The 1,532-nt window shown below is 54.1% G+C and carries 1 rRNA gene; it reads right to left on the bottom strand.

The features are described from left to right. Positions 1-80 precede the first annotated feature (80 nt). A 16S ribosomal RNA gene (locus BEN26_RS13795) occupies positions 81-1,532 on the bottom strand; the annotation flags it as partial.

The raw sequence follows: 1,532 nt of genomic DNA, 5'->3' as shown, positions 1-1,532 counted from the left end.
ATCCACTTGGGATCATTACTCTTTCAAAACTAAACAGTGTAAAAAGCCTCTCATCCGTAAGGATGAGTATTTCTCCATAGAAAGGAGGTGATCCAGCCGCACCTTCCGATACGGCTACCTTGTTACGACTTCACCCCAATCATCTACCCCACCTTCGGCGGCTGGCTCCTTGCGGTTACCTCACCGACTTCGGGTGTTGCAAACTCTCGTGGTGTGACGGGCGGTGTGTACAAGGCCCGGGAACGTATTCACCGCGGCATGCTGATCCGCGATTACTAGCAATTCCGGCTTCATGTAGGCGAGTTGCAGCCTACAATCCGAACTGAGACTGGTTTTTTGGGATTGGCTCCACCTCACGGCTTCGCTACCCTTTGTACCAGCCATTGTAGCACGTGTGTAGCCCAGGACATAAGGGGCATGATGATTTGACGTCATCCCCACCTTCCTCCGGTTTGTCACCGGCAGTCACCTTAGAGTGCCCATCTGAATGCTGGCAACTAAGATTAAGGGTTGCGCTCGTTGCGGGACTTAACCCAACATCTCACGACACGAGCTGACGACAACCATGCACCACCTGTCACCGTTGTCCCCGAAGGGAAAGGTCTATCTCTAGACCAGGCAACGGGATGTCAAGCCCTGGTAAGGTTCTTCGCGTTGCTTCGAATTAAACCACATGCTCCACTGCTTGTGCGGGCCCCCGTCAATTCCTTTGAGTTTCAGCCTTGCGGCCGTACTCCCCAGGCGGAGTGCTTAATGTGTTAACTTCGGCACTAAGGGTATCGAAACCCCTAACACCTAGCACTCATCGTTTACGGCGTGGACTACCAGGGTATCTAATCCTGTTTGCTCCCCACGCTTTCGCGCCTCAGCGTCAGTTACAGGCCAGAAAGTCGCCTTCGCCACTGGTGTTCCTCCACATCTCTACGCATTTCACCGCTACACGTGGAATTCCACTTCCCTCTCCTGCACTCAAGTCCTCCAGTTTCCAATGACCCTCCACGGTTGAGCCGTGGGCTTTCACATCAGACTTAAAGAACCGCCTGCGCGCGCTTTACGCCCAATAATTCCGGACAACGCTTGCCCCCTACGTATTACCGCGGCTGCTGGCACGTAGTTAGCCGGGGCTTCCTCCTTAGGTACCGTCAAGGTACAGGCTTGTTCATCCTATACTTGTTCTTCCCTAATGACAGAGTTTTACAATCCGAAAACCTTCATCACTCACGCGGCGTTGCTCCGTCAGACTTTCGTCCATTGCGGAAGATTCCCTACTGCTGCCTCCCGTAGGAGTCTGGGCCGTGTCTCAGTCCCAGTGTGGCCGATCACCCTCTCAGGTCGGCTACGCATCGTCGCCTTGGTAGGCCGTTACCCTACCAACTAGCTAATGCGCCGCGGGCCCATCTGTAAGTGGTAGCTTGCGCCACCTTTCTAGTTCATCTCATGCGAGATGTTCTCTTATCTGGTATTAGCTCCGGTTTCCCGGGGTTATCCCAGTCTTACAGGCAGGTTGCCCACGTGTTACTCACCCGTCCGCC

This window comes from Tepidibacillus sp. HK-1, from assembly GCF_001748485.2.
In the GTDB taxonomy this organism is placed as follows: Bacteria; Bacillota; Bacilli; order Tepidibacillales; family Tepidibacillaceae; genus Tepidibacillus_B; species Tepidibacillus_B infernus.
Note: the sequence above shows the minus strand (reverse complement) of the source record. Positions and strands in the feature narration are given on the sequence as shown.